The sequence below is a fragment of the Burkholderia sp. MBR-1 genome (genome assembly GCF_013822785.1).
GTDB classification, from domain to species: Bacteria; Pseudomonadota; Gammaproteobacteria; order Burkholderiales; family Burkholderiaceae; genus Burkholderia; species Burkholderia vietnamiensis.
Window position 1 is genome coordinate 51,071 of sequence record NZ_CP053609.1, and the last position, 25,587, is coordinate 76,657.

Annotated in this window: 20 protein-coding genes and 1 pseudogene; 11 read left to right on the forward strand and 10 right to left on the reverse strand. The window is 58.6% G+C overall.

Annotation, left to right across the window (positions count from 1 at the left end):
• Positions 1-202 precede the first annotated feature (202 nt).
• From MBR110_RS00205 to MBR110_RS00225, 5 genes and pseudogenes are all read left to right on the forward strand, one after another.
• A complete protein-coding gene (locus MBR110_RS00205) occupies positions 203-1,003 on the forward strand; it encodes a transporter substrate-binding domain-containing protein (protein WP_059735598.1) in 801 nt (266 codons plus the stop codon).
• 370 nt (positions 1,004-1,373) lie between these two features.
• The gene (locus MBR110_RS00210; RefSeq protein WP_181709116.1) at positions 1,374-1,667 is read left to right on the forward strand and encodes a hypothetical protein; all 294 of its coding nucleotides are present in this window, start codon (positions 1,374-1,376) and stop codon (positions 1,665-1,667) included.
• A gap of 75 nt (positions 1,668-1,742) precedes the next feature.
• Positions 1,743-2,772, forward strand: a pseudogene (gene istA, locus MBR110_RS00215) (IS21 family transposase).
• Positions 2,769-3,542, forward strand: a complete 774-nt coding sequence (gene istB, locus MBR110_RS00220) for an IS21-like element ISBcen13 family helper ATPase IstB (RefSeq protein ID WP_011881749.1) — start codon at positions 2,769-2,771, stop codon at positions 3,540-3,542. Before istA ends, istB begins: the two are co-directional and overlap by 4 nt.
• 79 nt (positions 3,543-3,621) lie before the next feature.
• Positions 3,622-3,990 (forward strand): hypothetical protein, encoded by a 369-nt coding sequence (locus MBR110_RS00225; RefSeq protein ID WP_181709117.1) that lies wholly within the window; start codon positions 3,622-3,624, stop codon positions 3,988-3,990.
• A 685-nt stretch (positions 3,991-4,675) separates the two neighbouring features.
• Here MBR110_RS00225 and mcrC read toward each other — a convergent pair.
• From mcrC to MBR110_RS00255, 6 genes are all read right to left on the reverse strand, one after another.
• The gene (gene mcrC, locus MBR110_RS00230; RefSeq protein ID WP_059460813.1) at positions 4,676-5,809 is read right to left on the reverse strand and encodes a 5-methylcytosine-specific restriction endonuclease system specificity protein McrC; all 1,134 of its coding nucleotides are present in this window, start codon (positions 5,807-5,809) and stop codon (positions 4,676-4,678) included.
• On the reverse strand, positions 5,806-7,641 hold the full coding sequence (locus tag MBR110_RS00235; protein ID WP_081055528.1) for an AAA family ATPase: 1,836 nt from the start codon (positions 7,639-7,641) through the stop codon (positions 5,806-5,808). The genes mcrC and MBR110_RS00235 overlap by 4 nt, the downstream gene beginning before the upstream one ends.
• A gap of 83 nt (positions 7,642-7,724) precedes the next feature.
• Complete coding sequence (locus MBR110_RS00240; RefSeq protein ID WP_059735975.1) at positions 7,725-8,441, reverse strand: M48 family metallopeptidase; 717 nt, start codon at positions 8,439-8,441, stop codon at positions 7,725-7,727.
• An 8-nt stretch (positions 8,442-8,449) separates the two neighbouring features.
• Positions 8,450-11,536, reverse strand: a complete 3,087-nt coding sequence (locus MBR110_RS00245) for a type I restriction endonuclease subunit R (RefSeq protein WP_059460815.1) — start codon at positions 11,534-11,536, stop codon at positions 8,450-8,452.
• 9 nt (positions 11,537-11,545) lie between these two features.
• Entirely contained in the window at positions 11,546-12,745 is a 1,200-nt protein-coding gene (locus tag MBR110_RS00250; RefSeq protein WP_081055530.1) for a restriction endonuclease subunit S, read from the reverse strand.
• Positions 12,736-15,159: a type I restriction-modification system subunit M gene (locus MBR110_RS00255; RefSeq protein ID WP_059460817.1), complete on the reverse strand. Its 2,424-nt coding sequence runs from the start codon at positions 15,157-15,159 to the stop codon at positions 12,736-12,738. The genes MBR110_RS00250 and MBR110_RS00255 overlap by 10 nt, the downstream gene beginning before the upstream one ends.
• Before the next feature lie 147 nt (positions 15,160-15,306).
• Here MBR110_RS00255 and MBR110_RS00260 point away from each other — a divergent pair, with 147 nt between their 5' ends.
• The 6 genes from MBR110_RS00260 to MBR110_RS00285 all read left to right on the forward strand — a co-directional run bounded on the left by MBR110_RS00260 (position 15,307) and on the right by MBR110_RS00285 (position 20,217).
• A complete protein-coding gene (locus MBR110_RS00260) occupies positions 15,307-15,729 on the forward strand; it encodes a complement resistance protein TraT (protein WP_224056782.1) in 423 nt (140 codons plus the stop codon).
• 82 nt (positions 15,730-15,811) lie between these two features.
• Complete coding sequence (locus tag MBR110_RS00265; protein ID WP_059460819.1) at positions 15,812-16,777, forward strand: DUF932 domain-containing protein; 966 nt, start codon at positions 15,812-15,814, stop codon at positions 16,775-16,777.
• A 72-nt stretch (positions 16,778-16,849) separates the two neighbouring features.
• On the forward strand, positions 16,850-17,845 hold the full coding sequence (locus MBR110_RS00270; RefSeq protein WP_059735969.1) for a YqaJ viral recombinase family nuclease: 996 nt from the start codon (positions 16,850-16,852) through the stop codon (positions 17,843-17,845).
• A gap of 89 nt (positions 17,846-17,934) precedes the next feature.
• Complete coding sequence (locus MBR110_RS00275; protein ID WP_059460821.1) at positions 17,935-18,840, forward strand: recombination directionality factor; 906 nt, start codon at positions 17,935-17,937, stop codon at positions 18,838-18,840.
• On the forward strand, positions 18,837-19,754 hold the full coding sequence (locus MBR110_RS00280; RefSeq protein WP_059735970.1) for a hypothetical protein: 918 nt from the start codon (positions 18,837-18,839) through the stop codon (positions 19,752-19,754). The genes MBR110_RS00275 and MBR110_RS00280 overlap by 4 nt, the downstream gene beginning before the upstream one ends.
• A 94-nt stretch (positions 19,755-19,848) precedes the next feature.
• A complete protein-coding gene (locus MBR110_RS00285; RefSeq protein ID WP_230948600.1) occupies positions 19,849-20,217 on the forward strand; it encodes a hypothetical protein in 369 nt (122 codons plus the stop codon).
• A 321-nt stretch (positions 20,218-20,538) separates the two neighbouring features.
• On the opposite strand, the gene MBR110_RS00290 is transcribed toward MBR110_RS00285, so the two are convergent.
• From MBR110_RS00290 to MBR110_RS00305, 4 genes are all read right to left on the reverse strand, one after another.
• Positions 20,539-21,192 (reverse strand): EcsC family protein, encoded by a 654-nt coding sequence (locus MBR110_RS00290; RefSeq protein ID WP_059735977.1) that lies wholly within the window; start codon positions 21,190-21,192, stop codon positions 20,539-20,541.
• A 219-nt stretch (positions 21,193-21,411) separates the two neighbouring features.
• Positions 21,412-22,353, reverse strand: a complete 942-nt coding sequence (locus tag MBR110_RS00295) for a 5'-nucleotidase (protein ID WP_059735972.1) — start codon at positions 22,351-22,353, stop codon at positions 21,412-21,414.
• 578 nt (positions 22,354-22,931) lie between these two features.
• Positions 22,932-23,927, reverse strand: a complete 996-nt coding sequence (locus MBR110_RS00300; RefSeq protein ID WP_230948601.1) for a helix-turn-helix transcriptional regulator — start codon at positions 23,925-23,927, stop codon at positions 22,932-22,934.
• A gap of 670 nt (positions 23,928-24,597) precedes the next feature.
• Complete coding sequence (locus tag MBR110_RS00305; RefSeq protein WP_181709118.1) at positions 24,598-25,494, reverse strand: inovirus-type Gp2 protein; 897 nt, start codon at positions 25,492-25,494, stop codon at positions 24,598-24,600.
• Between the last annotated feature and the right edge of the window lie 93 nt (positions 25,495-25,587).

Below are 25,587 nucleotides of genomic sequence, written 5' to 3' on the forward strand. Positions count from 1 at the left end.
ATGGGTACTTTTAAGCGTGTCCTGAATGGCGCCGACGATCGGTTCGCCCGCATTCCGTTCGCTGAAATCGATTGCAATCGGGGCCAATTCGACTTCCGGTCGGGGCCGGTTGCGCGTAATGTCTACGTGCCCGTAGTCCGGCCCGGTTCGGGCACGACGATGCCCGGCGCCCTCTGACCACATTGAACACTGGAGATCCACGATGAAACGTTCGAAGTTCCTGCTGTCGGGCCTGCTGCTTGCGTCGGCCCTTGGCTTCACGGCCGTCGCCGCGCACGCTGACGATCTGCTCGACTCGGTGAAGAAGGCCGGCGTGCTGCGTGTCGGGCTCGAAGGCACGTATCCGCCGTTCAACTCGCGCGGCACGTCGGGCCAGCTCGAGGGCTTCGACGTCGACGTGGCGAACGCGGTGGCCGGCAAGCTCGGCGTGAAGACGCAGTTCGTGCCGACCGAATGGAGCGGGATCATCGCGGGGCTGCAGGCGGGCAAGTTCGACGTGATCGTCAACCAGGTCACGATCACGCCGCAGCGCAAGGAGGCGCTCGATTTCAGCGAGCCGTACACGTACTCGGCCGCGCAGCTGATCCAGCGCAAGGACGACACGCGCAACTTCAAGTCGCTCGAGGATTTCAAGGGCAAGAAGCTCGGCGTGACGCTCGGCACGAACTACGACCAGATGGCGCGCAGCGTGCCGGGCATCGAGGTGCAGACGTATCCGGGCGCGCCGGAAAAGCTGCGTGATCTCGCCGCGGGCCGGATCGAGGCGACGCTCGACGACCGTCTGATGCTGCCGTACATGATCAAGACGTCGAACCTGCCGCTGCGCTCGGGCGCGGTGTTGAACGGCGGCAAGCAGGAGATGGCGATCCCGTTCCACAAGGGCAATCCGAAGTTCGAGAAGGCGATCAACGACGCGCTGGATTCGCTGCGCAAGGAAGGCACGTTGAAGAAGATCTCGATGCACTGGTTCGGTAGTGACGTGACGGTGCCGGTTGCGCAGTAGGGCGTCTCTTGTGGCGGGCGATGCGTCACGTTCTTCGCGTTGGGGAGGGCGTGACGCGTTGGCACCTGCTGGGCGCGAGAACTCGGTCGGCCGTTCCTGACGATGACACGCTGCCGCCACGTCGCTGCGCATGGTGCGCACCACTCGCGACAACCCAGACGGTGCCTAGGACGTGTCCAACAACAGCTGCATGACGTACGGGATGGACGTGTTGAACGCCGGGGGAGCCGACGCTCCGGCGAAGGGCAGACATGCGTGGGCGTTCCGCAACCGACATGGCGTCGGTCCACGCGTGAAGTAGTCGATGACGAGGTAACGACAGAGGAGGTCTCAAACGTTGTGCGCCAGACACGGCGTGCGGCCATTCACGGTGGCTGCGAAACGCATCGGCGACCAAATTCGCGAGCGCGGACGATTCGAGCCCGATGAATTGGTGCGGGTATCGCTGGATCGACCCAAACGCAGCCACGTCGTATGGATGACGCGCGCGGATCTGGACGAGCATGCTGTCACCGCCAACCATGTCGACGGCGTCGCGCATGTCACCGAGTTGCGAAAGTTCGCGTTGCTCGACCGGGCGTGCGAGCATGTTTGCCCGGCTTGCCTGGATGAATTGCTCGTACGTTCAGGCGAACAACCGGACTCGGTGTTGGGCGCAAAGTAATAATGAGCCACTTCGCGCGAAGTAAATCTAAGCCACCTTTCAGTACAGTCAGCCTTTTGCGCGCAAAGGCTGGCGATGCTCCAGAAGGAACAGTGGATGCAAATCCATGTGCTCAAAGCCCAAGGCGTATCGGAGCGCGAGATCGCGCGGCGCCTGGGCATTTCTCGCAACACGGTGGCGCGGTACCTGTCGGCTGAGGAAGTGCCGCGCTACAAGCCGCGTGAACCGCGGCCAACCAAGCTCGGAGCGTTCGAGGCGTACATCATCGAGCGCATGAGGGCCGCAGCACCGGAGATCATCGCAGCGCCGGCGCTGCTGCGCGAGTTGCGGGCGCGCGGCTACGAGGGCCAACTGCGAAGCCTGCAGGCTTTCATGAACACGCATAAGCCCATGCCGAAGCCCGATCCAGTCGTAAGGTTCGAGACCGAGCCCGGTCGGCAGATGCAGTGCGATTTCGTTGTCTTCCGACGAGGCACCGACCCGCTTTACGCCTTCACCGCCACGCTCGGCTTCAGTCGTTGGCGCTGGGCACACTTCACCACCGATGAACGCGCCGAGACGCTGGTTGCCTGTCATCATGCGCTGTTCGAAGCCTTGGGTGGCATTCCTCGCGAGATCCTTTACGACAACGCCAAGACCATCGTTGTCGAACGCGATGCTTATGGCGACGGCCAACATCGCTGGCACGCCGGCCTGCTCGATCTGGCCAAGCGGTACGGCTTCCTGCCCAGATTGTGCCAACCGTACCGCGCGCAGACCAAGGGCAAGGTCGAGCGATTCCACCGCTATCTGCGCGGCAATTTTCTATGTGCCGCTGGCAAGCCAGCTTAAACAATCCGGCTTGATGCTCGATGCCGCGACTGCGAACGTCGAGGTGAGTAAATGGCTGCGCGACGTGGCCAACCAGCGCGTGCATCCGGTTACCGGGCAGGCACCCGCGATTCTGTTGGAGCAACGAGAACGGGCTTGCTTGCTCGATATGCCTGGCTACACATTGCCCCGATTGCCGGCTCGCGCCGTCGCTCGGCCGCGCGTTGATCCCGCGATGTCGATCCAGCACCCGTTGTCCGTCTACCAGCAATTACTGACCGAGGTGCGCGCATGAACTTGCAGCAGGAACGCATCGACGGGCACTGCCAAAGCCTGAAGCTCGAGGGACTCATGCACCGATACGTCGCTCTGGCCAGCGACGCGGCGGCCAAGCAATGGAGTTTCCTCGACTTCCTCGAGAACGCGCTCGCGCACGAACGAGAGACGAGGCAAGTTCGTTCGCGGCAAACACTGGTGCGCATGGCCGGGTTTCCCGCCATCAAGACACTGGATGACTACGACTACAGCTTCGCCGTCGGGGTCCCGCGCGAGGCAATCGACGAGCTTGCCACGCTACGCTTCATCGAGCGAGGCGAGAACGCCGTGTTGCTTGGTCCGTCGGGCGTGGGCAAGACGCACCTCGCGATCGCCATCGGATATGCAGCGACGCAGGCCGGCATCAAGACGAAGTTCATCACGGCGGCGGATCTGATGTTACAGCTCGAGGCTGCACGCCGACAGGAGCGATACGACGCCGTTCTTCGGCACAACATTCTCGGCCCGAGGCTGCTCATCGTCGATGAGATCGGCTATCTACCGCTCTCGGGCGATCAGGCCAGTCACTTCTTCCAGATCGTCGCCAAGCGCTACGAGCGTGGCTCGATGATCCTGACCAGCAACCTGCCGTTTGCGCAGTGGGACGAAACCTTCGGCGGCAACACCACCCTCACTGCAGCGATGCTCGACCGCATCCTCCACCATGCCCACATCATCCAGATCAAAGGAGACAGCTACAGACTGAAACAGCAACGCAAAGCCGGGCACGTCCCGACATCGAAGAAGTAACGACTGGCTCAGTTTTACTTTGCGCGATCAGGCGCGAAGTGGCTCAGATTTCAAATGCGTTTGACACTCGCCAACGCACGTGTCACGCGCGTTCGACACGGCGGTCGTCGCCGACAATGCGACGGTGGAGGGTCCACTCGTCAAGTGCGATATCCACGGGATTACGTTCGGTTCGCGCACATCGCCCGCCCTGGCAGGCTTGATCGATCAGCGTGACGCGGGGCCGCATGGCCGACTAATCAATGTAGTCGTGATCTCAACGAAAGCAGAAAACAGATTCTGGTTCGACGAAGCCTTCCTTCTTCGTGCGCTGGGACCGGATATCGATCTCTCTACAGGCATCTATCGAATGGAATCGGGCGACCGCAGCCGCGCCCTGCTCGAAAGCGGGACATCGGTATGCAAGTACTGCCTTCGAGACTGGCTGCAGCGCAACGGCGTCGGTTAGCGATGTGCGGCGGCAATCGGGGGATGCGGGCGTCGGGTCGCGAAGCAAGCATGCGCCCGGAATCACGTGTGTCGCGCGGGGAAGCAGAAAAGACGAAGGGCCGGGAGAATCAATCTCCCGGCCCTTCGTTCAATATGGTGGCTGCAGGAACAGAATAATTCGACAAAATCCCTTATACGTAAAGCCTACGCGGGCGGCCACATTTCTCGATGCCCCCAAAAATGCCCCCATATTTCGTTGACACTTTGGTTCGATGCGTAGAATCTTCCTGCTGTCCGCCCAATTTTACCAATGCGTCGACTCGGCCTACAACTCCTCGCAGCACTGCTCGCGACCTCCTAGGTCGTTGCTGGACATGCTCAGACGATCCCACTGAACAACACCGGTCAAGGATGGATTCGTGGCGGGCAGCACTCCCGCAGGAATCACCAGCAAGAGTCCGGACTCTTCCACAGGGCTGAACATTGAGCGCTTGCCTGACAAGCGTTCACTTTGGTCAAGAATGATCTGCCCCCCTCGCCGCGCTTGTCCATCATCGCACTACGACGGGTGATGGCCTTACGTGATGGCGTTCGGTTCGATGAACTTCACGCAACCGGATGCCAAACAGAATCGCTCACCATCCTGACCGCCCCCTCACGGGACTGGCTACGCCATGTAGAAAGCTCGGATTTCATGCGCAAACTTATCGCCCGGCGTAGGCGCACATCCCCGCAGCAGCTGACAGTATGTCGCGAAGCTCAGCCCGGATAGTTTGCGCTTCCTGCGCAAGGTCCGCCGTGGCGAACGAGATGGCATGCCCTTGAATCGTGACTGATTCGCGAATGCGGGCATCGACTGCTGGGTGCAGAAACAATCCTGACGCCTGATCCCATAGCAAGTCGCGCCCCTCTTGCGATCGCAAATACGTATACATCTGGTACAGATATGAGCTTTTCAGACTCACACCGCCAAAACGGCTCGCACCGAGAACCGATGTGAACTTGGTATCGATGACAAGCCTGCGACCAGCCTCGGGATCATCAATGATGATGTCCGTGATCATGCCCGGCAAAATCGCGGCAACCCCATCGGACGCCGCCGATACCTGCCAGTCCATCTGCGTGCCACCACGGACACGCCACCCGATGGGCTCCAGCTCAACGCGAGCGAAGCCGAGTACGGCCTTTTCAAACAAGCGACGTACCCATATGTCACCCCGCTCAGGAGAAACCAGCGTCGTCGGTCCAGCCTCTTCGGTAGGACGAGCCAGATCAAATGCCAATTTCGCCAGCTCAACCATGAGACGGTCATCATGGTCATTTCGGCCGATCTGGTCTTGCGCCAGTTCGGTACGAGAGGGCCGGGCACCGGCCACGCCGGAACGACCGAGGGTCGCCGCAAGGGAGCGACATTGCCGGCCCAGGTCACGATCACGCACGAGACTCACCAGCACGTCCAATGCTGCTCGAACAAGACGGTTTCGCGGTGTGTTGGTCGTCAGCTCCTCAAAACGGCAATATACCTCGCCTCGGGATAACAACTGCTGCGCTTCGGTTCTCAGGATATCGATGCGGCCCCGGACACGGGTGAGATTCTGCGCCCGATGCTGATATCCGCGCGAAACGTTCCTGCGCAAACGCTGCTCCACGGCATGAGCCAGCAGTCTTGCGACCAGATCGGGAATATCCTCAAGATCCTCCTCGACGAGCGCATTGAATGCTTCCTTGATGCGCATCAGATCCGAGGCATACAACATCAGGAGCCACAGGTTACGCACCGGAATGCGGCCAATCTTCCGGCTCCCGACAGGGACATCCTGTTCGGTGGACGTGTTCAATCCAGCCCCGCGAGCAGCTTCTGTTTGGCTTCGCGAGCCGTTTCTGGCGAGTCGTACCAGTACTCATCCAGCAACGGGCCAATTTCCGTTTCAATCTTGGCCTGGAACCAGGCTGCACCGTCGTCAACCGTGCCATCCGGCGTCAGATACGAATGACCAATCCGAAACTGCGGCCCCAGCGAAACCGTCGTTTCGATCTTGCGATTCAGATCGCCAATACGGCGTTCGATTTCAGCAATCAACCCGTCTTCAAGACCGCGCGCAGCACACCACGCGCGCCATGGCGCATCAAACCGTGGCTCAAGGTCGATGAAGGCAAACCGGCGCCGAAGTGCCAGATCAACAATGGCGAGCGAGCGGTCAGCAACATTCATGGTGCCGATAACGTACAGATTGTCCGGCACATGAATCCGCTCGCCCGGCTCCTTGCGGTACGCCAGCTCCATTGCCTCGGAACGATGGCGTTTCGATGCTTCCAGCAACGTGAGCATTTCACCGAAAATCTGCGCCGGGTTTCCTCGGTTGACTTCCTCGATCACCAGCACAAACGGCAGGTCGGGTTCGCTCTCTGCCGCCTGGATGGCCTGCATGAGGATGCCGTCCACCAATGCAAGCTGACCGTTTCCAGCAGGACGCCAACCACGCACGAAATCTTCATACGCCAATGACGGGTGAAACTGCACGATCCGCAGACGGGAGCGCGTTGCGTCGCGGTCATCCGATCCCACAAGCGCGAAGCCCAGACGCTTCGCGAGCCAGGTCTTGCCCGATCCAGGTGGCCCCTGGAGGATTAGGTTTTTCTTTGCTCGCCACCGATCCAGTATCGCAGCCAGTTCTTCGACCGACAGAAAGCACCCATCGGCGATGATCTGATCGATTGTATAGGACGGGGTGGCCTCCTCCGTGACTTCTTCCGCATCCTCAATGGAAGCGGCTTCGTTCTCGCTATGCGCAGCAACAAGGCCGACGCGATCGCCGTACTTCTCTTTCCAGTAAGGCTGGGCCAGGAACGATGCGTAGTCCTGTGCGGCCCCCTTGAACGTAAACTCGATCAGGCGGCGTCCGTTCTCTACTTCGAGATCGACTTGGGCAATTGTGTTGCGGTACGTGTAAAAGAACCAGTCACGCGGCGCGCTCACCGGGTCCCAGGCTACACGGACCGTGCGGCCGTCGCCCATATTTTCCAGAACGGTGCCCGTGGCCTTGATCCGCATCGCCGATACGGACTTGCCTCCGACATCAAATGGTAAGCGCCGCTTCTGGACAAAGGCGGCCTTGATGGCGATTTGGTCACCCGGCCTGATTCTGCGAACCTGATCGAGGAATTGATCTGTGTATCCGTTTTGCCAGATACTCTCGCTCAGGAAACGTTGGAGTTGATCATCCTCCCATCGCGCCCCGACAAACCAGTAAGCCTTGCTGTCCTCCGAATCTTCCCCAAGATCAGGGGCGGAAACCTCATCTTCAGGAGCTGCATTTCCAGGGCGGTTCGCATCGCGGATACGAACGTATAGATCCCATGTCTCGTCGGGCGTCAATTGGGTGCCACGACCTTCGGGCGTCAGCGCCCAGACACCGCGTTTTGCATTGCTGATGAGCCCACCCTTCACGAGGTAGAAACGAGTCCAATGCACATCGTTTTCGAATATTGACTGGCCACTACCTTGAATATGGCGAGCCAGATCCTCCTCAGCGACGACACCCTGCGCTCGAATCCAGGCCAGCGCTTCGGCTGGACGCATTGGATTCGGATCAACCGACCGCAACGCATCCAGCAATAGCGGAAAGTATTTCGTAAAGCGATTCTTTCTTTCTTCTGTAGCGGTCGTCACAAATTAACCCCGTATGGTCGCACTAAATCGGCGCCCCCATCTTCAGTCCCGTACGATGGCGGCGCGACTGCAATCACCGCGCACTAATACGCCCAGTCCTCGTGCCTGACTGGCAATCGGTTCACCTCGTCGCGCATCTGCCGCCACTGCGGCATGAACCGATCCATCAACGACTGGAACCGCGCGTTATGGGTCGGCTCCATCAAGTGCAGCAGCTCATGCACGAGGATGTATTCCAAGCATTCTGATGGTTTACGTGCCAGGTCCGTATTCAGGCGAATATTGCCGGTCACCGGGTTACAACTTCCCCACTTCGTCTTCATGTGCTGAACGAGGATACGTCGGGCCTTGATGCCCAATATCGGCTCCCACTTTTCCAGCAAAGTGGGCACAGCGGCCCGGAGTTGCTCCCGATACCATGCTTCAAGCATCTCGTGGCGCTTGTTTGCGTCACTACCGGGGCGCAAACCTAGCTCCAGCGTAGAGTGCTTCAGCTTCACCGTCGGTGCTGCGTCGACTTCCACGATACGCAACAGGTAACGCTTCCCCCAGACGTAGTGGCTCTCGCGGTCCAGATATTCACGGGCCGTCTCCCGTTCCTGCGAAAGCAGCTTGCGCTGCTGTCGTCTGATCCAGTCCAGCCGGGTGATGGCATAGACACGGATGACGTCCGGCGCCATGTGCAGGGGTGCGGAAATACGGACATGGCCGTCTGGCGGATACACGCTCAAATGGACATGCTTGATGTCCTTCCTGACCACATCGACGTGAAGGTCGCCCAAGTCGATGCTACTGCGCAACTCCACGGTCAATACTCCTGCTTCTGGGCTTCGATGATCAGGAAGATACGCTCAACCTCCTCATCATTCTTGAGAATGTCCCACAAGGCCTGTTTTATAACATTCTCGCGCGGCAGCACACCACGCCAGCCGTCCGGACGCACGCGCTTGACGGCCGCATCCAGTTCGAGTGACAGCGCCAGCGCCTGTTCTGGAGAATGACCGTTGGCAACTGTCAGGTTATTGAACAACGCGCGCTTGCCAGCCGTGTCCAGGGCCACTGGCGTATCTTCCGACTTACCCGCCTGCACCTTGGTCGCGAGGTCGGCCATCTGCTTCAGGTATTCCTCGTAGTCAACGGCCTTTTCCTTGCGCTTCTTGATGATCTCATCGAGCAGCGCGGACATCTTTTCAAAGTACGCCGGATCGGTCAGGTGATCCTTGACGATCTTGCTGCGGACGTTATTCTCGATGGTCTCGGCAACGGATTGCCGATCTTTCATCTCGCTGAGCTTCTTCGCGATTGCATCGGCAATTCCGGTCTTCACGATCAGGTCGAGCAAGCCGATATTCTCAAATTCGGAAATCTTGCGCGGCTCACTGGCCTGGATGTACGTGTCAATCAGGTGGCGCATGTCCGCCTCATACGGCTTGAGATCCAGCGTCTCGCCGCTCGCGAGGCGGATCGTCTCGCGCAGCTTCACGTACTGCTCCAGTTTCTGCCGGATCGACGCCTGTTGCGCGGTGCTGTAGCCGGCTTCATCCAGCTCATCGGCAATACAGGCATAGGCGCGGAGCAAGCCTACCACTCCGGTATAAAAGGCGACCCGCTGCGGCTCGCGGGCTTTCAAGTCGTCCGCGATTTCGGTGTTTCCGCAGAAGTAGTGGATGTATTCCAGCTCGCCCTTGGGTGGTTCCACCTTCTCTACCAGCAGCGCCAGGGCTTCCAGTGCAGCGTCCAGACGCTCCCGGCCTTTCTGGACCCGACTCTCGAGCAGGACTTCCGGTTCGACGCCGCCCGCGCTGTGGTCAAGCTCAGACGAATACACGGCGATGGCGTTTTCTACCTTCTTGAATAGGTCCTTGTAGTCAACGATGTAGCCGAAATCCTTGTCATCTGTATCCAGCCGATTGGTGCGACAGATGGCCTGAAACAGGCCGTGATCCTGCATGGACTTGTCGATATAGAGGTAGGTGCAGGGTGGAGCGTCGAATCCGGTCAGCAGCTTGTCCACGACGATCAGCAGCTTCATGTTGGCCGGTTCCTTGATGAACCTAGCCTTGGCCTGATCCTCGTACGTCTCGGTTTTGGACATGCCCGCCTTCGGCTGCACGTCTTTCAGAAGTTCGGTGTACGTGTTGTAGATGAACTGCTTGTCGGTTTCGGTATTCGCCCCGGTCTCTTCAAGAGTCACATCTTTCGCCAGCGGGTTGTACGAAGTGACAACCGCGCACTTGCCCTTGAATGGGGTTTTCTGGAACAACGCGAAATATTTACACGCCTCGTAGATACTCGATGCCACAAGCATCGCATTGCCGCGTTCGTCGGATATCCGAGGCTTGGTGCTGAAGTCGTAAATAATGTCTTCGACAACGCGATCCATGCGCGAGCGCGAACTGAGCACGTGCTGCATCGTGCCCCACTGCTTCTTCAGTTCGTTTTTCTGCCAGTCGTTTAAGCCCTTGGTTTTGGCTTCGAACCACGTATCAATCTTGTCTTGAGAGCCGAGAGTCTGGTCAATGTCCCGCGCCTCATAGACCAGATCGAGCACAACACCGTCCTCGACAGCCTCGCTGAATTTGTAGGTGTGGATGTAGCTGCCGAACACCTCCAGGCTGGTCGCTGCGTCCCGCTTCAGCAACGGCGTGCCGGTGAAGCCGATGAACACGGCAGACGGCATCATCGCTTTCATCACGCGGTTGAGGCGGCCGCCCTGGGTGCGATGGCACTCATCCACGAACACAAAGAGGTCACCCACCGTCTTGCCGGGCTGGGCTTCGAGCTCCTTGATGAAAGCATCGAAATCGCCATCGCCGAGCCCCTTGCCGGCGCCGAACTTATGCACCAGCGAACACAGCAGGCGCGGTGTCGGTTCGCTCAACCGGGTCATCAGGTCACGTCCGCTACTTGTACGGTGGATCTTTTCCCCGCTGCTCTCGAAAACACGCTTGATCTGTTTGTCCAGTTCGTCGCGATCGGTGATCACGACGACACGAGCGTGCGAGTTGTTTTCCAGAATCCACTTGGCCAGCAGTACCATCAGGATGCTCTTGCCCGCCCCCTGCGTGTGCCAGATGATCCCGCCCTGACGTTTGCGCACGTGTTCCTGCGCAGCCTTAATGCCGAAATACTGGTGCACGCGCGGCAGTTTCTTGATGCCACCGTCGAACAGGATGAAGTCGTGCATCAGCTCGATGAGTCGAGATTTCTCGCACATCTTCAACAGATACTTGTCCAGCTTGTAGCCGCCGTTATCCGCCTCGTTCTCTTTCCACTGGAGGAAGAATTTTTCCTGCGTGCCTGTCGTGCCGTATTGCAACCCCTCCGAGTCGTTCCCGGCGAAGACGAACTGCACGGTACTGAAAAACCATGCGTTGAACTCGGGCAGCTGGTTAGACAGGTTCTGCCGAATGCCATTGCCGATACTGACCCGGCTGTTTTTCAGTTCCAGCACGCCGATGGCGATGCCGTTGACGTAAAGAACGATGTCAGGACGGCGCTCGTGCCCGCCTTTCAGGGTGACTTCCTCGGCAACGGCGAAGTGGTTTCTGGCCGGCTGCTCCCAGTTGATGAGCCACACGGTTTCCGCCACCTTGTCGCCTTCGACCTTTACCGAAATGCCGTAGCGGAGCAGCTGGTAGACCGCCTCGTTGTTGGCGTTCAGTTCGCGCTGCGGATGGTTTGCCTCGGTCTTCAGTTTGTAGATCGCCTGGCTGATCTGGGCAGGGCGATAACCAGCCTCAATCAGGTAGGCTGTCAGCAGACTATCATCGATGTTGCTGTTGCTGGTGCGATCCGTCCAGTCACCGAGATAGGCATAGCCTAACTGCTCAGTGAACAGCTTGATGACGCGGTTCTGCGTCGCCTTTTCTGATTTGCCGATCTCGTCTGTCATTGGAGTCCCTTACACCAGCCGCGTCTTGCCGGTCAGCAGTTCGTGCATCATGCCCTGTTTCAGCAGATGGGTCTTGTCGCGCCGCGCCTCCAGCGCTGCGAGTTCGGCGTCCATGTCGGAGAGTACTTCGGCGATGGCAGTCTGCTCTTCAATCGTTGGTGGTACTGCGATCATGAAAGCTTTAAGCCATCGAAACTCAATACTTTCCACTGTCGTTCCGGCCTTCAAACAGGTTGCAAGTATTCTGCGACCACTACCAATCAATGAGTGAAGGAGAAAGGATGCGCAAAACCCGCACGATGGCATCAACGCCTTAATATCTTGGTTGATTGCCATAGGAACAACGTTCATCGCCACAGGCAGGTACTTTCTGAGAATTCCACTTCTAGCAACAACAATAATAGATTTCTCGGGAAGCAAAGTAGTCGCCCCGTGGCTTATGGCTGCGGATGTGATCGAGAATCCTGTTTTATCAAGAAGCACAGTCTTCACATCTCCAGATGAAATCCACGGCACGTCCCCATTCTCCCAATAAATGGGATTCTGCATCGAGGGAGTCATACCTCCCTTCCATACGCCTAATTCATCAAGCCTCTTCATAACCCACTCCCCACCAAACCCAGGCAGCCGCGTCTTCCCCGTAAGCAACTGCTGCATGGCAGCCTGCTTGAGGTCGCGCTTCTTGGCGATGAGCTTGTCCAGGCCGGACAGCAGGTCGTCTACATCGCTCAGGGCTTCGGCAATGGCAGATTGTTCCGGAAGAGGCGGAACAACTATCAAGTACCCCCCTATTTGCGGTGCTGTAAGTTGCGGAACGCCCGTGCTCTCAATGGCGAACTCCACTTGGCCATTGATGTACTCCGCAAAGAAAGAACCTACGCATTCGCGCTTTGGCTCAAGCACTAGGACGCGACCAATCGCAGTGTATTTCTGGCCACGGTACGTTGCGACGCCTAGCGTTCCACGTGCAGTGACAGTTATCGACTTCGCCGGATGATCGGCATATGAACAATACCCGTAAAGCCCCGCATCAGTTAACGAATTGGAATAGATTGGAAAACAATGAGCCTCGTCCTGGTATGAGGATGAGAGTTTTTGGTTTACGTCACCGCCCGCGGAAATACTGAACTGTTCCTTGAACGTAACAACATCCCAATCCTCCGGGATAACGCCCACTTCTGTTTGCTTATATCCCGGCTTCAGCTCCATGCCACCCCCATATTCGCCAGATGCGCTTTCACCTTCTCCGAAAATGCGGCGACTTCATCAACCAACACTGGCAATGGGGCTTCGTAGCGCGATGCCAAGTCGCGCACACGGCTGGTGAGCGTTTGCGATACACGCTCCAGTTCACCAGAGACGGTCGCAGACAAAGCCGCGAGCCACTTGTCTTCCACAACCAGTGCCTTGATTTCGTCGACGGTGAGCTTGGGGTATTGCGCGTAAGCCTTGGCATCCAGCTCGACCTCCAGCGTCTTGAGCGTCTTCTTCAGCCCGGCTTCCTTATCGGACAATGACTTCCATTGCTTCAACACCGCGAGTTCTTCGGCAGCGTCTTCGTCTTTGCCAATCTCTTTGATACGTTCCTTCACTGCCGCCGCATTGATTTTGTCGAAGCCGCTGAACGCAGCATCTTCGCCGCTGTGCTCTTCTTCGAGTTCGGCGAGAGCGCTGCTGGCCGCTTCGAGCGCGGCGCTGGTTTCATCTATCGCCTTCTGCTCGTTGGCGAAATAACGCGCCACAATGTATTGCTTCGGCACCAGATCGCAGGCCCAACCCTTGTCCTTCTCGACCACCTTGGCGTTATCGCCCTTGCCTTTCTTGGTCTTTTCGATGACGCGATAGGTCTGCGCCACCCAACCGTCGGCTGCCAGCAGGTAGGCATCATCCTGCATGGTTTCCGCCCAGTAATCCATCAGGTGCTGGTACACGTCGTAGGCGTCGATCAGCGGCTTTCCTTCGTAGTGGTTCAGCAGGCCATCGGCCAACTCCACAACGAGCTGCTTCGGGTGAAAGCCCTTGTCCAGCGCCTTCAGTTTGGGAATGGCCTGTGTCCGCCAAGCATCGAAGTGTTGCCCCATGTTTTCGAGGTAAGCAGCGAACTGCGGGTGCTGGAAGATGGTGAGCTTGATCGCGGCCTTGTCCACGGCCAGCGTGACATAGCCTTCCCGCAGCGGCTTGAACAGTGCGTCTCTCAACTGCGGGCAGACCGCCCAATAGTCGCCCAGTGCTTCCACGTCTGCCAGAGGGATGCCACCTTGCAGGTGGCCGTGAATGTCCTGAATATCCTCGGCCACGCTGCTGTCGATATAGCGTGGCAGGTTGAGGTTGAAGTCGTTCTTCTCGATCTCGTCCAGACCCACCATACGGGCGAAGCGCGGATCGCTCTCGTCCTGGCGATTGAACACGTCGACGATGCGATGGATGTCCTGCTCGCGCAAGCGGTTCTTGGGACCGTCCTTGATAAATCCCTGGCTGGCATCGACCATGAAGATACCCTTGCGTGCCTGGGCGTTTTCCTTGTCGATGACGATGATGCAGGCGGGAATGCCCGTGCCGTAGAACAGGTTGGCCGGCAGACCGATGATGCCCTTGATGTAGCCGTGGCGAATCAGGTTCTTGCGAATTTCCGCCTCTGCGTTTCCACGGAACAGCACGCCGTGCGGCAAGATGCAGGCACCTTTGCCCGTGCTCTTGAGTGAGCGAACGATATGCAGCAGGTAAGCGTAATCGCCTTGCTTCGCCGGTGGCACGCCGAACGTATCGAAACGGCCATAAGGGTCGTTGAGCGGATCAAGGCCCGTGCTCCAGCGCTTGTCAGAGAACGGCGGATTGGCGACCACGAAATCGAACGTCTTGAGCCCATCGCCATCCGTGAACTTCGGATCGGTCAGCGTATTGCCCTGGGCAATCAACGCTGTGGGGTTGTCGTGCAGGATCATGTTCATGCGCGCCAGACCACTGGTCGCTGAATCCTTTTCCTGCCCGTACAGGGTGACGGCCGTTTGAGCCGAGTCGCCCACCTTCAACAATAGGGAACCGGAACCGCAGGTGGGATCGTAGACCGTGGTATCGGTGCTTGTCTGGGCGCTGCCAATGCCAATGACCACCGCCAGAATGCGACTGACTTCGGCCGGCGTATAGAACTGCCCCTTACTCTTGCCACTTTCCGTTGCGAAGTGGCGCATCAGGTACTCGTAGGCGTCACCGAGGATGTCATCGCCGTCGGCGCGATTCTTCGAGAAATCCAGATCCGGGTTCTCGAACACGGCGATCAGGTCGGTCAGACGCTTGACCATCTCCGCACCGGTGCCGAGCTTGCCGGTATCGTTAAAATCCGGCATGTCCGACAGCTTATTGGCGGCTGCCAGCGGTCCGACAATCTTCTTGTTGATCTGATCACCAATGTCCGGCTTGCCTTTCAAGGCAACCATGTCGGCGAAGCTAGCGCCTTCGGGAATGGTGATCGGGGCGTACTTCTTACCCGCGTACTTGTCGCTGACGTACTTGATGAACAACAGGACCAGCACATAGTCCTTGTACTGGCTCGCGTCCATCCCTCCGCGCAGCAGGTCGCAGGATTCCCAGAGGGAAGAGTAAAGCTCTGATTTCTTGATTGCCATTGGCTCGTATGGGAACGTCGTCTGATATCGGCCTGACAGATCAGGCGGTGGATTGCTCCAGATTTTAAGACATGGCAACCCTGCAGCGCTTCCCCAATAGCTTGATTGCTCTCTGGGCGGTCCGCACAACGTTGCGAAGCACATGGGGTGTGCTCCAAAAAATTTCAGTCACATATCACATTGTTGATGCAGGAAAGTGCGGCCCAACCCTGGCCGCTCAACGACATTCAACAAGGAGATTCCGTGACTATTCCCTGCCCTCGCTGTCGGTCCATCGGGACTGAACCCCTCAACCACGCAACCCGGATCGGCGGTGCAGCGGGCACCGTCGCCGGCGCGGCCGGCGGCGTTGCCATGACGCTGGCTGGCGCCGAAACCGGTGCTGCCATCGGCATGCTGGCCGGCCCGATCGGCTCTGCGCTCGGTGGACTGACCGGCGCCATCCTCGCTGGCCTGATCGGCGGTACGACCGGCTGTGCGGCTGGCGCAGCGCTCGGCGAAGCCGTTGATACGCACGTGCTCGACAACACCCGTTGCCTCCATTGCGGGCACACGTTCAGCCAGCGCTGATTCCGTCTTTCCCTCTGCCTTCAACCTCCATAGCGCCCGGTCACGCACCGGGCTGTATGCCGTTTACATACAGGAGATTCACATGCACCTCGTCAACACCATGGCCTACGTCGGCCAACAACCTTGGCATGGCCTAGGCAACCAGCTTTCCCCGAAGCAACCGATCGAAGTGTGGGCCAAACAAGCCGGCATGGATTGGCAAATCGAAGAAACCGAAGTCCGGTTCGTCTCCGGCAGCGCAGGTTCCAATCTCGGCTCGATCCATTCGTTTCCGGAACAGAAGGTGCTGTACCGATCGGATACGAAGGCACCGCTGTCCGTCGTGTCCTCGCGTTATCAGGTCGTGCAGCCGCGCGAAATCCTCGAGTTCTACCGTGACCTGACTGACGTTGGCGGCTTCGAGCTGGAAACGGCGGGCGTCCTCAAGGACGGCAAGAAACTGTGGGCGCTCGCCCGTACCGGCCAATCCACCGCGCTCAAGGGCAAGGACACGGTGAACGGCTACCTGCTATTGGCGACTGCCTGCGATGGGACGCTCGCGACCACCGCGCAATTCACATCGGTTCGGGTCGTGTGCAACAACACGCTCGCGATTGCGCTGAACGATGGCGCGGGTGCGGTCAAAGTGCCGCACCGTAGTCAGTTCGACGCCCAGGCCGTAAAGCGCCAACTGGGCATCGCCATCTCGTCGTGGGATGGATTCATGGCGAGGATGAAAGCGCTGGCCGACTGCAAGGTGAACGACACGGCGGCCGAAGCCTTCTTCCGTCGGGTGTTGACGTATCCGACCGGCTCCAGTCAACCGGTGCAAGCAATCAACGACAGCGCAATCAAAGCCGTGCAATCCCTGTACGCCGGTCGCGGCATGGGTGCCACGCTGGCCTCCGCTTCTGGCACGGCCTGGGGATTGCTGAACAGCGTGACCGAGTTCGTCGATCACCAGCGTCGTGCGCGCAGCGACGATCACCGGCGCGATGCCGCCTGGTTTGGCACGGGCGCAGCGCTCAAGCAAAAGGCATGGGACGAAGCGATGAAGCTGGTCGCATGAGTCCATTTCTTTACGGCATATCAGCCCGGTCGGGATTGCTCCCACCGGGCATTTTCATTTCTGGAGGTTGCGATGGCGTTACCGGAATCCATCAGGGAGAGTCGGCATCGACCGGCGCTGCGGCTCGTGGAGACGAAATCCCTCTCGCGTGACGAGTGGCTTGAGGTGAGGAAAAACGGCATCGGCGGATCGGATGCGGCCGCTGCGGTGGGGCTCAATCCTTACATGAGCGCACTGGAACTCTGGCTTATCAAGACCCGCCGTGATGCGAATCTGCCGAAGCCGGATGCCGACGACATGACCGAGCCGGTGTACTGGGGCACGCTGCTGGAGCCGATTGTCGCCGCCTCGTACACGACGCAGACCGGCAACCGGGTACGACGCGTGAATGCCGTGCTTCAGCATCCCACCATTCCGTTCATGCTCGCGAACATCGATCGTGAAGTCGTCGGCAATCGAGAGGTGCAGCTTCTCGAATGCAAGACGGCAGGCGAATTCGGTGCGCGACTCTGGCGGGACGGTGTGCCGGAATACGTCCAGCTTCAGGTTCAGCATCAGCTCGCGGTGACCGGCAAACAGGCGGCGGATGTGGCCGTGCTGCTCTGCGGGCAGAAGCTGGAAGTGCATCGGGTCGTTCGCGATGATGCGCTGATCGCCCGCCTGATCGAACTCGAAGCGGCGTTCTGGCGCTATGTCGAAACCGATACGCCACCGCCAGCGGATGGTTCGGAATCGGCGGACCGTGCGCTGCGCTGTTTATATCCGGGTGCGGGCGGCACGGTCGACTTCACCGGCGACCGAAACCTGTCGGCGGCGTTTGCCGATCTGGTGGCGGTACGAGCCGAGATCAATGCTCGCCAGCAGGTCGAGGCCAAGCTGAAACAGTCGATTCAACAGGCCATGGGCGAGGCTGACCGGGCGATGTTCGAGACCGGCGAGGTTTCGTTCAAGCGCAGCAAAGACAGCGCTGGCGTCGATCTGAAACGACTGCTTGCCGATCACCCCCATCTTGCCGCGCAGTACGCCGTCACAAAACCGGGTTCTCGCCGGTTTCTCGTCTCGACCTGACTGCGGTGTTTCCGGTCGCCCGCGCGGTTCCCATTGCAGTTCCGTTCCTTCGATTTACTCCCTCTGTTTATGTATCCAGGAGAAGCGTCATGCTGAAAGGCCTGAGCATTACCCCGCCCGTCGTCGGACGGATTTCGATCGGCCGCGTGGTCGAGAAGAACGGGAAGCGTCTGCCCGAGAAAGACGACCAATTCACGATCACCACGCAGGTGCAGAACCGCGACGGCTGGCTGCTCCATCCACTCAACGAGGAACTGCGCAAGCTGACCCCTGGCAAGCTGCGCTCGATTCCGGTCCGCTTCCTGTTCAATGATCCGGATTTGAATCTCCGCGCCGAGTATTCGTGCTTCGACCGCAACAATGGACGCCCCGTCTGCGTCGGCAACGGCGCGACTTGCCGCCGTGTGGGTAACGCCGGTATCGAAGAGCTGCCGTGCCCGTCGCCCGATGGCTGCACCTTGGGTCAGGGCGGTGCCTGCAAGCCCTACGGACGGTTGAATGTGCTGATCGGCGATGAAGACGAGATGGGCTCGTTCATCTTCCGCACGACTTCGTATAACTCGATCCGGACGCTCGCCGCTAGGCTGCACTATTTCAGTGCAGTGTCTGGCAACCTGCTTGCCTGCCTGCCTCTCGAACTGAAGCTGCGCGGCAAGAGCACCACGCAGAGCTACCGGTCAGCCATCTACTACGTCGATATCGGCGTGCGATCCGGCGGTTCGCTCGAAGAAGCCATCGTGCAGGCGCGTGAGTTGGATGCGCGTCGTCGGGCAGCAGGTTTCGACCAAGTGGCGCTCGATGCCGCGGCGCGTACTGGGTTCGGCAACGGCGCGTTCGAGGAGAGTGACGAGGATGCTGCTGCGGTCGTGGACGAGTTCTTCCCGGCTGAGTCGGGTGACGAGGAAAGTCACGGCGAAACCCGCGCCGAAGTCACGCCCAGTCTGAAAGACCGTCTGGATCAGCGTGCCGCGTTACTCGGTGGGGAAGCGGCATGACGAAGCTCCGTCCCGTCCTGTTTCTGGCGATTACGGCGACGGGAACGTCGGTGTGCATGTCGGTGCTCGCCGGCTGGCAACGCGGCGGGTGGTTGTCGGAACGGCTGGTGTGGATCGCAACGGGTGTCGTGCTGGTCGCTGGTGCGCACCTGTTGCCCGCCCTATGCCGTTCGGTTCCGCCCGCGATCCGCCTTGTCGGGGGGCTGCTGTGGTGGGCCTGCATGGCCGCTACGGCCTACGGACATGGCGTGTTCTTCCTGTTCGCGCAGCAACACGCGGCGGCTGTCCGGCAAGCGTCGGTCCCGGTTGTTTCCGTCCCGGTGCACCGCGCTCTGCCGGTCGTCATGGGGGAGCGGGCAGACGTCGTGGCGTCTCTGGCGACTGCCAATGCCCGCCGATGTGTCGGCAACTGCGCAACGCTGCAAATCCGGCGCACGTCTCTGACAGCAAGGCTCGATGCGCTCGATGCCGAAGCAGCTCAGGTGCGGCGGTATCAGGCCATCGAGGACCGTAACGTCGCGCACCGTGACTCGGCACGTGACGATCCGGTCACGACGCGACTCGCTGCCGTCATCGGCTCGACACAAGCCAAGCTCGATCTGCTCGCCGGGCTGATGTTCGCTACCGTGCTGGAATGCGTGGCGTGCCTGTTGTGGTGGCTTGCCTTGGTGCCGAGGGAGCACAAGCCCCGAATCGCGGATCGTCGAAAAGCAACTCCGCCCGTCACTGCAACACCGCTGGTCACGAAACCTGCGCCGACCTACGTTCCAGAGCCTGAAAGCGAAGTCACGAAGCTGAAGCGTGACATCGAGGCCGGGATCGTGAAACCCACTGTCGTCAACATCCGCCAACACCTCGGCTGCTCCCAGGCGAAAGCCGCTGCACTTCGCAAGCAGGTCATCCAACTGTCGTAACCGGGCGCGTTCTGCGCTCGACACGCCCATCAGATCATGAGTGACGCATCCGGTTCGCCGGAGGTCGACGCTCGTCTATACGTCGGAGAACAAGATGCACTCAAGTACCCGCCTGAAACCGCTGTTCCATCCAGGAAAGTTGCTGGTCACACCGGACGCAATGGAAACGCTGCGAACGAACAAGATTCCGGTCATCAGCGTCATGCTTCGCCATATCGCTGGCGACTGGGGCTGCGTCTCGGATGACGACGCGCGGCAAAACGATCTGTCGATTGCTGCCGGCTTGCGTCTGCTGTCGATCTATCCCCTGCCGGATCGCACACGGATCATCGTCGTAACGGAATGGGATCGTTCGCAGACCACCATCGAACTGCTGGGTCAGGTCGTGTTCGGAGGCAAGCAATGCCAGACTGACACGACGGAGCGCGTGCAGTATCCGGCGTGGCGCGTCATCGACGGTTAGCGTGGACCGCCGCCAGACAGAGCAACAGTTCTCTATTACGTTTCAGTTCGCGACTACCGCCGAATGTACCGCAAGGTACATTCGGCCTCTTCATCCTGTTCTTTCTTTGCTTGTCTGCAGCGACGGACTCAAAACGACCTTCTGCCGTCATTCGGGTCGCCTCGACGGCTACGGCCGCTCACGCGAGGTCGCCTGCGGCTTGTCACACTTAGCGGACGGTTACAACGGTCACCTAACCTGTTGCCAGTGACTCCCTTGAATCTGACCCAGTGGAGTCATATTAAAGATAGCAAATGGGTAATTCCAAGGCAGGGGACTCGCTCAGGTCTCCACGACCTCATCGATAATTTTGCCTGTGATGAAGATGTCACGTGCGGTATTGCCAATCATGTTGGTCACCGTCGCATCAAACGCCCCGCCGATCACGCCCCCGACGAACGGCACCATCTTCGTCAGATTGACGACGCCTTGGCTGCCCGCTTTCGTCACAAGCCGGAACCCGATCGCCTGGTTGATCTTCGTGATCACGGCACCGCTGATCTTGTTGATCGCCAGCTGCACGGCCTTCTTCCCGACCTGAACACCCACGTCTCGCAGAATTTCCATCGTTGCATCGCCTGCGAGACACGCGAGTACTAACGTGCGGACCTTGTCACTCCTGAGATCATGTCCGCCCATCTTTGCGATGGCCGCGATCATCCGAATCTGCAAATACAGCACGGAAACAAGATTAGCCGGGATCGCTACCGGCAACGTGGTGAATCCACCCAATCCCGTGACAAACCCCGCAGCCCCCGCTTTCGTGTTCTGCCAGCGGATCAGCGAATTCACCTTCTCGACGAGGGTTCCGTCCTGCTTCATGTACTCCGCGGCCATTTCGTTGGCTGAATCGGTACCCATCGCACCGCCCACGGCCTTGTCATAGGACCAGTGCAGCACTTCGATGATTTTCTCTTTTGTTATCAGGTCGCCCATACTCATTCCCATTATCTTTCGATTATTAAGGTAGACGGATTCCGCTGTCCGTCGCTCTCATGTACCACTAGCGGCCCCAGTCGACGCGAAATCTTGCAGACTCATCGCATCAAAGGGAAAAACCTCGATCACACTTCGGCAGCGGCATTACAGCCGTGCTTGCTCAAGCATTCTGCGCCTCATGCCGTACCGAATCAATGTACTTGCCCGCCGCTACCGTCATCCGTTCTGCGGCATGTTGTTCGCCACCCCAAACGGCACATGCACCATCGGAATATCACCGGCCGGCGATTGCAAATGACCAAGCTGGTCGTCAAAAAACATATGCGGCCTGAGTATCGACAGAATACGCGCCTTATCCATCCCGCCCAGAAAGAAAGACTCATCCGGCGACACACCCCAGTCCTTGAGTGTGGTCACCACACGCTCGTAGGCGGGTGTATCGCGCGCTGTCACAATCGCGGTCCGGATAATTTTCTGGTACCCCGGCTCGCGAACCGCCTTCTGCTCCTCCAGACGCCGCAGCAGCGAGAGTTTGCGGAACAGATCGGCCAGTAGTCCGGGCCGATGCGGTATCGCGCGCTTCTCGGTTTCGTGTGCACGAAACTCTTCCAGATTGTGGTTGCGCTTATAGACAGCTTCAGCTTCGTCATCTGCGATAACGCCGTCAAAGTCGAAGGCAACGCGTAGCTCGTGGTCGGACTCATCGTCACACACTTGCGAAGGCAGCACCGCACCGGCCGGATAGTTCTCGTCTATCGCGCGGCGCACGTCACGCTGATTCGCGCTCAGGAACAGCGAGGCATTGAACGCGGGCAGATATTCGTGAGGCGAACGCCCCGTCAAGAACGCGGCCCGCGTCAAATCCAGCCCGTAATGCTGAATTGACCGGAACACACGCAAACCGGTCTCCGGTGAATTCCTCGAGAGCAACACGACCTCCACCGGCTTCTCGTCGGGAAAGGCCCCGTTGATCGATAGAAAACGGCGGACAAACGGAAAGGCGACGCCCTTTGGAAACGGTAAGTCGAGATTCTGCTCCTGATGAAGACGGTATTGCTCCACCCCTTGCGTCTCGTAAACACTGTGCGATTCCGCGAGATCGAACAATGCGCTCGATGCCACGCCAATCACCAGCTTGTCCTCTATCGGAAATCCCATGCCTCTCTCAATTCGTCATTGTCTACGCCCCCCATGGGCGTGGCACTTCCATCACGTGCGCAGCCAGACCTCTCTTAACCGGGCGGAAACCAGCTCGATCAGATTCGGCCGCAACCGAGCCAACACATATGCACCACACCGTGGGCAATGGGAACGGATATCCACGTTCGGAATCAGAACATCGCTACGCGGGGCAAATGTATGCTTCCACCCACATTGACTACATTTCAACGTAACGGGTGCTGGGTGTACTGGCATATCGCTTCCGTCTGCTTGTTCGTCATACGGGGCGGGTTTGAAATAGCCCGCCACCCTATACAAGTCGATTTATCCCTGCTGCGCATCAGACTTGACCGAATCGGCATACGCTCCAACTGCCACTGTCCCCACCACGGCAACCACAAACACAATCGCAAACGCAGCCAGATGTTGCAGGGGAGAGGAATTACAATTCGTGTACATTGTTTCTCCTGTCAGAGGGTGCAATAGGACGGCATCAACATGCCGCCCTCTCAAGATAACCGCCCTTTCAGTCAAACCATGTCCGAGCACCCTCAACAGACATCGGTCAAAGCTCCCTACTCTTCGTAAATCGCAGCCATTGCCCGGGCCTCGGCCGCCAGCTCCGAGCGCAGGCTTTCCGGGCCCAGCACCTCGACGTTTGGCCCGAACGCCCTCAACCACCACCGCAGTCGCTGGCTCAACAGCACCGTTCCGCGCACATCAAGCGTGTCGTCGCCCTGTCTGACCTGCTGATCGTCGGACAGCGGCGCTTCGAGCAGGTGGTTCCCTGCTCCGTTCCTGAAACGCAGCCTCAGGTCAATCTCGCCCTCGACCATGAAATCGAACTGACGCTGCTTCCGCACGTACTCTGAGAGCCGGAACCCGCGCGGGTAGCCAAACGACTCGGGTAACATGGTCCCGCGTGCGAGACGGTCCAGCCGGTACATCGCCGGATTCGGATGGCGAGGCATCGCCGCCACGAGATAAACTAGCCCGCCCACTTCAACCAACCCAAGCGGGTGGACGACCTTTGCATCGGTGTTATCGACCTTTGTACGTGGCTGGTAAACGATTTCAAGTTGCTGCTCGTAAAAGAGCGCTTGTGAAACTTGAGCGAAGACGTCGGAATCGACCTCAGGATATTGCAGCGCGAAGCTGCCGACCTCGACCTCGATCTTGTCGATCCATTTGCGGTAGCGCCGCTCATGTTCGCTGTTGACAGCAGCCAGCCGCTTGCCGGCTACATCGAACAGCGGGGCTAACGTGTCAGCTACCAACGTCGGAATACGCCAAGTGGAAAAACGACGTAACGTCTGGAGCGCCAGCGCCTCGTCGTGTGTCATGATGCCGGCTGCCTTCGCTGCGAGGCCACTCGCTCCTGCAACCTTGCGCCAATACTTGGTCCGCCCGCGCCGCTCCATTACGACGAGCCCGCTTTCGAACATAACTTCCAGCCAGCGCTGCACCGTCTTCACAACCGGAGGATCAATCAGCGTGGCGCTGAGCTTGCGGTGTACATCCGGCGTGGAAAGTGGTTCTTCGTCTCTGCCTGCATCGGGCAGAACCTGCATGATTTCTCGATCCAGCATATCGGGATATGGAATCAGGGGAAATGGCTCACGGCCCCATCGTTTTATCTAACGACATTTTTTGGTGATTCTTGACTGCTACCTACGAGATATTATTCGAGGGACGCGTAGTCGTCTGCCAAAATATTGCTAACGCTCGGGAGCAGGACCGTGCAAAGAGTGCGGCAACACGGGCGCCTCTTTTTTGTCACCGCATTCGATGTCAGCAACCGGGGGCCCTTCAATCGGAAACCCTTGATGGCATAGTCGCCGCATCAAGGCGACGATGGGCAAGCGAAGCCAATGTCAACAGATCTTCAGCGTCGCCTTGCGAAAGGCCCAGGCACTTGACTGTAACAATCGCGAGACGTTGGCCATCGGTCTCAAAATAGTTGTTCTTCAGGAAATCGGCCAATGACCGGCACGACCGAACTGCTGACGGCTGATGTGAGCGTTTTGTCGGCGGTTTTCAAGGGCTGAACTGTCATTCGAATGACTCGGCCGGCGCAAGGCCGAAGGTCCCCTCGTGGTTGATCTGCGACATCCGGCGACCGTCCGGCGACAAGAACTTGGGGGCGGGGTTAAGGGTGGGGAAATCCGAACCAAAGCGTCGAGCGCTCCGCTCCACCGCGCAAGCCTCGCCACCCACTCGAATTTAAACAGCCCCTTTCTACTACTCCCAGGGAAGTCGCTCCGCACATTGCACCTCCCCGGCTCTATTAGCCGGATTAGCAACGTTGCCAGCACACGCTGTAGATGTGCGAGGGCGACCCGATGCCAGCCTCTTCGGAACCTGACTCGTGCCAAAGACGCGAACGTTCACATTGCCCTTTTCGAGCAGGTATTGATCGGCCTTGGCAAGGTACTCGATGTTCTTGCGCAGCGAAATTTGCTCCGGTGATCCATCATTGATCTGACCTGTTCCTACGCCGTGACCATGCTTACGGTGAAAGTCTTTCTGCGCATTGCTGTTCCAGTACGATCCGATGCCCTTCGTCACCCCATGCTCCCAATACTCGCCAAGCATCCTTGCGAAGTAAATATCGCACCGTGATGCGGACGTGTAGAAGATGATGACGTGCATGTGCAACCCGGAAAGTTCACCGAATTCAATCTTCCAGATATAGCCGTTGATCCCCCGTAACAAAGCGTTCATGCGACGATCTTTGAGAAAACGGCCACGGAACCTGCGCATGTCATCGAGCGTCACACTGTCTCGATACTCTGGCTTGATGCCGAGCGTCAAACTGAGAATCAGATGCCGAGAACGCCACTTGAACATCTCTCGCTCAAATTCCAGACCTGTCTCGATGTTGCGTCGTGAGTTTGTTTCTCGGTTGCTCATCTGTTTCCGGTATTCGTGCGTTTGGCAACGCTTCCTTACGCGGTCGATCAGTTCATTGAAGATGTCGGCATGCGTCTTTCCTGTACAGCCATACAAGCCTTCCGGCTGAGACGTGTGAAAACTTGAATCACCGATGACTCCCATATCGGAGCAGACATCGAAGAACGCTTGAATCGGAGGGGCGTACCAGCATCCAGGACGCACAGCAGTCAGCATGTCTCCCATGTGCCGATGGAAACTCGAAGCGAGAGCAAGCCTAGTGTCAAACGCATTTGAAATCTGAGCCACTTCGCGCCTGATCGCGCAAAGTAAAACTGA

Coding starts and splice junctions, on each gene's coding strand:
- MBR110_RS00205 (WP_059735598.1), top strand. CDS start 203: ATGAAACGTTCGAAGTTCCTGCTGTCGGGCCTGCTGCTTGCGTCGGCC.
- istB (WP_011881749.1), top strand. CDS start 2,769: ATGAACTTGCAGCAGGAACGCATCGACGGGCACTGCCAAAGCCTGAAG.
- MBR110_RS00245 (WP_059460815.1), bottom strand. CDS start 11,536: ATGACAGACGAGATCGGCAAATCAGAAAAGGCGACGCAGAACCGCGTC.
- MBR110_RS00250 (WP_081055530.1), bottom strand. CDS start 12,745: ATGGAGCTGAAGCCGGGATATAAGCAAACAGAAGTGGGCGTTATCCCG.
- MBR110_RS00255 (WP_059460817.1), bottom strand. CDS start 15,159: ATGGCAATCAAGAAATCAGAGCTTTACTCTTCCCTCTGGGAATCCTGC.
- MBR110_RS00265 (WP_059460819.1), top strand. CDS start 15,812: ATGCACCTCGTCAACACCATGGCCTACGTCGGCCAACAACCTTGGCAT.
- MBR110_RS00270 (WP_059735969.1), top strand. CDS start 16,850: ATGGCGTTACCGGAATCCATCAGGGAGAGTCGGCATCGACCGGCGCTG.
- MBR110_RS00275 (WP_059460821.1), top strand. CDS start 17,935: ATGCTGAAAGGCCTGAGCATTACCCCGCCCGTCGTCGGACGGATTTCG.
- MBR110_RS00280 (WP_059735970.1), top strand. CDS start 18,837: ATGACGAAGCTCCGTCCCGTCCTGTTTCTGGCGATTACGGCGACGGGA.
- MBR110_RS00285 (WP_230948600.1), top strand. CDS start 19,849: ATGCACTCAAGTACCCGCCTGAAACCGCTGTTCCATCCAGGAAAGTTG.
- MBR110_RS00290 (WP_059735977.1), bottom strand. CDS start 21,192: ATGGGCGACCTGATAACAAAAGAGAAAATCATCGAAGTGCTGCACTGG.
- MBR110_RS00295 (WP_059735972.1), bottom strand. CDS start 22,353: ATGGGATTTCCGATAGAGGACAAGCTGGTGATTGGCGTGGCATCGAGC.
- MBR110_RS00300 (WP_230948601.1), bottom strand. CDS start 23,927: ATGCAGGTTCTGCCCGATGCAGGCAGAGACGAAGAACCACTTTCCACG.
- MBR110_RS00305 (WP_181709118.1), bottom strand. CDS start 25,494: ATGGGAGACATGCTGACTGCTGTGCGTCCTGGATGCTGGTACGCCCCT.